Genomic DNA, 7,846 nt, shown 5'->3' with positions numbered 1-7,846 from the left:
CTGCGTCATCAGCAGAGAAGCGAACTATACGCACCCCCCACTTAACCGTCAACACCCTCCGCACACTTTCCTGCATTTCCCGGTGAACGAGTTGCTAAGTGACTGATCTATAAACAGGGTGATCACAAAGAATTTTCGGCGCCAAGCAAGCACTTGAAACCAGCCACTCCAAACCACATATATAAGTTTAGTTGCCCATTGAATCCGGGTGCGTTTTGGAGAACTTATGCCTAGCATCACCATGTACACCACCGCCGTCTGTCCTTATTGCATCCGTGCAGAGCAGTTGCTCAGCCGCAAAGGGGTGGAAATCGACGAGAAGGTCCGCGTAGACCTGGACCCGAGCCGTCGCGAAGAAATGATGAGCCGCACCGGCCGCCGCACCGTGCCACAGATCTATATAGGCGATGTCCATGTCGGCGGTTACGACGACCTCGCCGCCCTGGATCGCGCCGGCCAGCTGGACCCGCTGCTCGCCCGCTAAGCGGCATGCATGGCATAGCCCGGCCGAATCTGCGATGATTCGGCCGCTTTTCTTATTCACACTTATCAGTTTTCGCAGGAGTCGCCATGAGCGATCAGCAAACCCAACCGATCTTCGCGATCGAAAAGCTCTTCGTCAAAGACCTGTCGCTGGAAGTCCCCAACGCGCCGCAGATCTACCTGGAGCCGCAACAGCCTGAAGTCGAGATGCAACTGCATACCGAGTCGCAACAGCTCGATGAAGGCTATTACGAGAACGTCCTGACCGTGACCGTCACGGCCAAGCTCGGCGAAAAGACCGTGTTCCTGGCAGAAGTCGCCCAAGGCGGCATTTTCCAGATCCGCAATGTCCCGGCTGAAGACCTCGAGCCTATCCTCGGTATGGCCTGCCCGAACATCCTCTTCCCCTACGTGCGTGAAGTGGTGTCGGACCTCGTCACCCGCGCCGGCTTCCCGCCGGTCGTGCTGGCACCGATCAATTTCGAGCAGCTGTACATGCAACGCCAGGCTCAAACCCAGGCCGTGAGCCAAGATGCACCCGCCACGGTTCAGTAAGCTGATCGCTGCCGCCCTGCTGGGCCTGGCAGCTGCCTCGGCAGCCGCGCTGGAGTTCCGTTCTGTAGCGGAACACGGCGCGGTTTTTTACGATGCGCCCGGAAGTCAGGCCAAGAAGCTGTTCGTCGCCAGCAAGGGCACGCCGGTCGAGGTCTTGATCGACAACAAGGAATGGCTGCGCGTGCGCGACCAGTCCGGTGCCCTCGCTTGGATAGAAAAGAAGTCGCTGAGCAGCAAGCGCAGCGTCGTGGTCACCACCAGCAAGGCTGAAGTGCGTACCGCCCCCGATGCCAAGTCGGCGCTGCTGTTCATGGCCGACAAGAGCGTGGTGTTTGACCTGATCGAAGCTGGCAAGAACGGCTGGATCAAGGTACGCCACCGCGATGGCGCGACCGGTTACCTGCGCATCGAAGAGGTGTGGGGCGTATGAAGCTGACCGTGATCGGTGCCGGCGCCTGGGGAACCGCGCTGGCGATGAGCTTTGCCGAGCGGCACGAGGTCACACTCTGGGCACGGGATGCCGCCCAGTTGGCCGAGATGCAGCAGGCACGGGAAAATCGGCGTTACCTTGCCGGCCAGACCTTCCCCGCCGGCCTCATACTGAATGCCGATCTGGCCTCGGCCATGGCCAATGCCGAGCTGGCCTTGATCGTCACGCCAACCGCAGGCCTGCGCCCTTCCCTGCGGGCCTTAACCGCCATCGGCTCGACCGTGCCGGTGCTCTGGGCTTGCAAGGGCCTGGAAGCCGACACCCTGCTGCCCGCCCATGAAGTCGCCGATGCCGAGCTCCCCACCAGTGTGTCGCGCGGCATATTGACCGGACCGAGCTTCGCCCAGGAAGTCGCCGCCGGCCTGCCAGCCGCGCTGACGCTGGCCTCGGCCGACGAAGTCTTTGCCAACCATACCGCCGCCCTGCTCAATTCGAGCAAGCTGCGCGTCTATTCCAGCAAGGACATCATCGGCGCCGAGATCGGTGGGGCAGTAAAGAACATCATGGCCATCGCCGCCGGCGTGGGTGACGGCCTCAAGCTCGGCCATAACGCCCGGGCAGCCCTGCTGACGCGCGGCCTGGCCGAGATCACCCGTTTCGGCGTCGCCCTGGGCGCACAGGCAGAGACCTTCACAGGCCTCTCCGGCCTGGGAGACCTGATACTGACCTGCACCGGCGACCTGTCACGTAATCGCAAGGTGGGCTTGCTGCTGGCGGAAGGCAAACCGCTAGCGGAGATTATCCAGAATCTCGGTCACGTCGCCGAAGGCGTCAATACCGCCCGCGCCGTACTCCGGCAAGCAGAGCGGCTGCATGTCGACATGCCCATCACCGCCGCCGTCTGCAAGATGCTGTTCGATGGGCAGCCTGCGGCCGAAGCCATCGCTGGGCTCATGGGCCGTGGCGCCAAGAAGGAAGCTGCCTGAGTATCGGTTGATGCCCCAAAAAGCGGCCCCTGTGGCCGCTTTCTTATTGCCGGTTCAGGAAGGCACGCTGTGCCGCGACGAAATCCGCTTCATGCGAGATAAACGGGGCATGCCCCGCCTCGGCATGCAGCACCAGTTCGGCACCGGTCAGAGCAGCCAGCCAGCGCCCCGCCTCCGGCGGTGTCATGCGGTCCCGACCGCCATACTGCAAAAAGACAGGGCACGATAGCGCCGTCAGGCGCTCGCGCAAGTCTTCGGTCTGCAGGATATCCAGCCCGGCCATCAGGGCATCCGCCCCGGGTGCGGCCCGCTCCGCCAAACGCTCGCGCAAGGCCCGCAACACCGACCGGCCATCCGGGCTGCCCATGACCTGCAAGCCCAGGAACATATCCAGCGTCGCCGCATAGTTCTTGGCGAGGCTGCGGGCGAAGGTCGCCAATGTCTCGCTCGGCGTCGCATGCGGCCAGTCAGGTCGCTGCATGAAGCAAGGCGAGGACGCACACAGGCTCAGGCTACGGACCTTGTCCGGCGCCCTCAACGCCCACGCCATCCCGACAGCGCCGCCGAGCGACCAGCCCAGCACATGCACCGGCAGCGGAAACGCCGCATCCAGGCTCCCTGCCAGGCTCTCCAGGGTATAGGGCTGCTGCATCGTGCTGGCACCGCAGCCCGGCAAGTCCACGATATGCACGCAAAAGTGTTCGGCGAGCTGGGCCGCAACCCGCTGCCAGACCGCGCCATGGATGCCCCAGCCGTGTATCAGTACCAGGTCCTCGCCGTGACCTTGCGTTTCGACGTATAGCGCCATGTCTCTCTCTTAATCCAATGTCAGCAAGGCCTGCAGCAGCTGGTCGACGTCCGACACCAGGTGGGCCGCTGAAAGGGTAATGCGCAGCCGGGCGGTCGGCACCGTGGGCGGACGGATCGCCGCCACCCACAGGCCCTGCGCCCAGAGTGATTGAGACAAGGCCAGCGCCTGCTCGCTGGACGCCACGACGATGGGCTGGATGGGGGTGATGCTGTCGAGCAGCGCATAGCGGCTACCGGCAAGCCCGTCTCGCAGCCGTCCGATCAGCGCCTGCAGATGCTGACGTAGGTCCTGCCCCTGTTCGATGATGTCCATCGCGGCAAGACTAGCCGCAGCAATCGAGGCCGGACTGGCCGTCGTGTAGATGGCGGTGCGTGACTTGTTCAGCAGCCACTCGATCAGCCTTGCTTCGCCCGCTACCAGCGCCCCGGCGCTACCCACCGCCTTGCCCAGCGTGGCGAGATAGATGATGCGCGGCGAGCTGACCTGCCAGTGCGCCAGACTACCCCGCCCCTCCCCCAGCACACCGAAGCCATGTGCATCATCAAGGTAGAGCCAGGCGTCATAGTGTTCCGCCAGCGCCAGCAAGGCCGGCACGGGTGCCAGATCACCATCCATGCTGTAGACCGCGTCGACAGCGATCAGCTTGCGCCGCGCCGTAGAGGCCGCCAGCAAGCGTTCCAGCGTGGCCAGGTCGTTATGGCTGAAGCGCTGGAAATCGGCGCGGCTCAGCAGGCAGGCGTCGTTGAGCGAGGCGTGGTTGAGCTTGTCGGCAAAGACCGCATCGCCACGCCCCAGCAAGGCGGTGATCACCCCGAGGTTGGCCATGTAGCCCGTGGCAAAGCCCAGCGCGGCGGGCAAGCCCAGCAAGGTGGCAAAGCGCAGCTCCAGTTGTTCATGCGGCAACTGGTGACCGCAGACCAGGTGCGAAGCGCCGCTGCCGACGCCATACTGCTGCAGTCCCCGGCTTGCGGCGGCCAGCAGCCGCGAGTCATTGGCCAGCCCCAGGTAGTCATTGCCACAGAAGTTCAGCATGGGCCGCCCGTCCACCTGCAGCAGCCGTCCTTGCGCAGATTCGACCACGCGCCGGCACCGCAACAGATGCTGGTCCGCCAGTTCTGCCAGGTTCAGACCAAGTTCATCGAGCATGGGGTATGTTTTATCCATGGCAGAATTCTACCTGCAGCTACCGCGGACTCACCTATAGTGCGCGGCTCTGCTATCTTCATCTAACCATTCCCGTTCTTCGAGTCTTCTATCCATGCAAGCAATTCGTACCGCTATTCCCGATGTCGTGATCCTGGAACCCAAGGTCTTTGGCGATGAAAGAGGTTTCTTCTTCGAGAGCTTCAATGCGCGGACATTCAAGGAACTGACCGGGGCCGACGTCGAATTCGTGCAGGACAACCACTCCCGTTCGGTACGCGGCGTACTGCGTGGTCTGCACTATCAGCTGCAACAAGCCCAGGGCAAGCTGGTCCGCGTGTCATCGGGAGAAGTCCTGGATGTCGCCGTCGATATCCGTCGCAGCTCGCCAACCTTCGGCAAGTGGGTAGCCGCCCGCCTGTCGGCCGAGAACAAGCGGCAGATGTGGGTGCCGGCCGGCTTTGCGCATGGCTTCGTGGTGCTCAGCGAGAGCGCCGAGTTCCTCTACAAGACCACCGACTACTACGCTCCGGTGCATGAACGCTGCATCGCCTGGAATGACCCGGCACTGGGGATCGACTGGGAGTTCGATGGCGTGCCGCAACTTTCCGGCAAGGACCAGCAAGGCAAGCTGCTGGCAGAGGCCGATCTGTTCGACTGATCCCGCCTACGCACTGAAACAGGCGCACGGGGCAAACCCGTGCCCTGGTACACCGTTGACTAGAGCGTCTTGACCACCCACTTGAGGGTTGCATCATCGGGGTGGGCGCGTACATCGAAGCCGAGCTTGCGCATCATCCCCAGCATGGGTGCATTGGAGCCGAGGATATCGCCTTCGATGCTACCCAGTCCGGCATCGCGTGCCGCATTGAACAACGCCATCATCAGTTGCGCCCCCAATCCCTTGCCTTGCCACTGATCGGCGATCGAGATCGCAAACTCGCAACTGGCGGCGTCCGGGTTGGCGGTATAGCGCGCCACCCCCAGTATCCGCTCCGCGCCCTTCAGCTCCACGGCAGCCACCACGGCCATCTCACGCGCATAGTCGAGCTGGGTAAAACGTACCAGCATGCTCGGCGGCAGCTGCTTGAGCGTACTCATGAAGCGGTTGAAACGACTTTCATCCGATAGGCGCTCGCGGACAAACTGCTGCAATTCGTCGGCATCCTCTGGGCGTATCGGCCGGAACACGCAGTCCTCGCCGCCCTTCAGTTGCCCCCGGGTGATCAGGTGCGCCGGATAGGGGTGGATGGCCATGTGGTCATAGCGATGGAAGTCGGCCGGCAAAGGCGCCACCAGGATGCTCGCATCGACCGCCACGGCACCGAACTCGTCGACCACCACCGGGTTCAGGTCCAGCGACATCATCTCCGGCAGCTCGCACACCATCTCCGAGACCCGCAACAGGATCTCCCGCACCGCCTCGATGTCCGCCGCACCACGGTTGCGGAACGGCCCCAGTGCCTTGGCCACCTTGGTCCGCTTGATCAGGCTGCCAGCGATCATCTCATTGAGGGGCGGCAAAGTGACCGCCACATCCTCGAACACCTCCGCCCCCAGGCCACCAGCACCAAAACCTATGGTCGGACCGAATACCGCGTCCCGCGTGACCCCGACCATCAGCTCCCGGCCATGGCGCTTGCCGTGCATCTTCTGCACCACCAGCCCATGCACCGCGCCGTCCGGCAGGCACTGGCGGGCATAGGCCAGAATGGCCTCGGCCGCATCGGCCACCTGCTCCAGCGAGCTGACATTCAGCAACACGCCGTCGATATCACTCTTGTGGATCAGGTTGTCGGCGTCGATTTTCAGCGCCACAGGCAGCCCGATCCGCGCGGCCGCAGCGACTGCCGCCTCCGCTGTCGCAGCCGGCAAGGTTGGAGGGTGCGGAATATGGAAGGCATCGAGCAAGGCCAGCGACTCGGCCATCGTGAGCAGGCTGCGCCCCGCCGCCAGGGCTCCGGCGATCACCTGCCGTGCCCTGCCGATGTCAGGTTCGCTGCGGCTAGCAAGGGGGCCGGGCGTCTGCAGGCTCAACTCCTGGACATAGCTCCAGGCCGCCAGGCTGGCGAAGGCCTCGACCGCATGCTCTGGCGAGACAAAATAGGCCATGCGCGCACGATCGAGCAGCTTGCGCGATAGCGCAATGCGCTTGTCGCCCAGCCAGACCAGCATCAGCAATTTGTCGGTCCGGCCGCGCAATTCGATCATGCGCTCCGCGGTGGCGAGGTGATCGGTCCCCGCCTGCGGGGTCAGCATCACCAGCACGCCGTCTACATTCGGGTCACGCAGGCAGATCTCAGCAGCAGCCAGGAAGCGCTCCGGTGGCGCGTCACCCAGGATATCGACCGGATTGTCGTGGCTGCCGATAGGTAGCAACACCGCATCGAGTTCAGCCACCGTCTCGGGGCTGAGCTTGGGCAGTTCCACCGCCAGCTCCTGCGCCCGGTCCACCGCCATGCGCCCGGCACCATAGCCGTTGGAGATCACCGCCAGACGGCGCCCCTTGGCGCGATAGTTGGCCGCCAGCATGCGTATGGCGATGCTCATGTGCACCATGGTCGGCACCCGCAGCACGCCGACCCGCCGCAAGGCGGCGTCGAAAGCCGCATCGCTACCTATCAGTCGGTCGGAATGGGTACGCGCGGCACGGCTGCAATCGTTCGGCTCGCGCCCGACCTTGAGGCAGACCACCGGTTTTTGCCGGGCGGCGGCGCGCAAGGCACTCATGAAGCCCCGTGCCTCGCCGACATCCTCCAGGTACAGCAGGATGCCGCGGGTCTGACCATCCTGCGACAGGAAGTCCAGGATCTCGCCAAAGTTCACATCCGCCGTGGCGCCGAGCGATATCACGGTCGAGAACCCCACTTCATGGGCCTCGGCCCAATCAAGTATCGCGCTCGCCACCGAACTGGACTGCGCAACCAGCGCCAGGTTGCCTGGCTTGACGTGGCCCTGGTAGTTGGCGGCGATCAGCCCGCAGCCGGGCCGCATCATGCCAAGCAGATTGGGACCCAGCATGCGCAGGCCGTACTGGTGTGCAATGGCAACGGCTTCGTCCAGCAGAGCCCGATTGGTCCGGTCCACCGCGACAAAGTCGCGCGACAGCACCAGCACCGACTTCACCCCGCGCTCGCCACATTCGCGCACCAAACCGGGCAGCGTCCGCGCCGGCGTGGCGATCACGGCAAGATCGATGTCCCCCTCGGGGATCGCCGCGACACGCGGGTAGACCGTCTCACCGAATACCTTGGGATGACGCAGGTTGACGCCATAGAGGCAGCCCTTGAACGGCGCGTCGAGCAGATTGCGGAAAACACGCGCGCCGACCGAGTCGTTGGTTTCCGACGCGCCGATCACCACTACGCAACCCGGCTGGAACAGCGGGTTGAGGTAGTGGGCTTTCATCGCGGTCCAGCGATCCATGGGGTACTCGCA

The 7,846-nt window shown here is 63.8% G+C and carries 8 protein-coding genes; 5 read left to right on the top strand and 3 right to left on the bottom strand.

Features of this window, described 5'->3' with window-relative positions:
- The first annotated feature begins 226 nt into the window (after nucleotides 1-226).
- The 4 genes from grxC to ACYVHK_RS20430 all read left to right on the top strand — a co-directional run bounded on the left by grxC (nucleotide 227) and on the right by ACYVHK_RS20430 (nucleotide 2,454).
- Nucleotides 227-484: a glutaredoxin gene (gene grxC, locus ACYVHK_RS20445; RefSeq protein ID WP_460535946.1), complete on the top strand. Its 258-nt coding sequence runs from the start codon at nucleotides 227-229 to the stop codon at nucleotides 482-484.
- An 86-nt stretch (nucleotides 485-570) separates the two neighbouring features.
- Complete coding sequence (gene secB / locus ACYVHK_RS20440; protein WP_460535943.1) at nucleotides 571-1,038, top strand: protein-export chaperone SecB; 468 nt, start codon at nucleotides 571-573, stop codon at nucleotides 1,036-1,038.
- The gene (locus ACYVHK_RS20435) at nucleotides 1,016-1,468 is read left to right on the top strand and encodes an SH3 domain-containing protein (protein ID WP_460535941.1); all 453 of its coding nucleotides are present in this window, start codon (nucleotides 1,016-1,018) and stop codon (nucleotides 1,466-1,468) included. Before secB ends, ACYVHK_RS20435 begins: the two co-directional genes overlap by 23 nt.
- Nucleotides 1,465-2,454 carry an NAD(P)H-dependent glycerol-3-phosphate dehydrogenase gene (locus ACYVHK_RS20430; RefSeq protein ID WP_460535939.1) on the top strand — a complete coding sequence of 330 codons (990 nt, stop codon included), beginning with the start codon at nucleotides 1,465-1,467 and terminating at the stop codon, nucleotides 2,452-2,454. Before ACYVHK_RS20435 ends, ACYVHK_RS20430 begins: the two co-directional genes overlap by 4 nt.
- A 43-nt stretch (nucleotides 2,455-2,497) precedes the next feature.
- Here the strand turns inward: ACYVHK_RS20430 and bioH are convergent, their stop codons facing one another.
- Both bioH and bioF read right to left on the bottom strand, forming a co-directional pair.
- The gene (gene bioH / locus ACYVHK_RS20425; RefSeq protein WP_460535937.1) at nucleotides 2,498-3,262 is read right to left on the bottom strand and encodes an alpha/beta hydrolase family protein; all 765 of its coding nucleotides are present in this window, start codon (nucleotides 3,260-3,262) and stop codon (nucleotides 2,498-2,500) included.
- A 9-nt stretch (nucleotides 3,263-3,271) separates the two neighbouring features.
- Nucleotides 3,272-4,429: an 8-amino-7-oxononanoate synthase gene (gene bioF / locus ACYVHK_RS20420; RefSeq protein WP_460535935.1), complete on the bottom strand. Its 1,158-nt coding sequence runs from the start codon at nucleotides 4,427-4,429 to the stop codon at nucleotides 3,272-3,274.
- A gap of 94 nt (nucleotides 4,430-4,523) precedes the next feature.
- Here bioF and rfbC point away from each other — a divergent pair, with 94 nt between their 5' ends.
- Nucleotides 4,524-5,069 (top strand): dTDP-4-dehydrorhamnose 3,5-epimerase family protein, encoded by a 546-nt coding sequence (gene rfbC / locus ACYVHK_RS20415; RefSeq protein ID WP_460535933.1) that lies wholly within the window; start codon nucleotides 4,524-4,526, stop codon nucleotides 5,067-5,069.
- Nucleotides 5,070-5,128: 59 nt separating this feature from the next.
- Here rfbC and ACYVHK_RS20410 read toward each other — a convergent pair whose 3' ends face one another.
- Nucleotides 5,129-7,834, bottom strand: coding sequence for a bifunctional acetate--CoA ligase family protein/GNAT family N-acetyltransferase (locus ACYVHK_RS20410; RefSeq protein WP_460535931.1), 2,706 nt, complete (start codon nucleotides 7,832-7,834; stop codon nucleotides 5,129-5,131).
- Between the last annotated feature and the right edge of the window lie 12 nt (nucleotides 7,835-7,846).

The organism is Chitinimonas naiadis (assembly GCF_054780835.1).
This window is presented reverse-complemented; position numbering and strand designations above follow the sequence as displayed.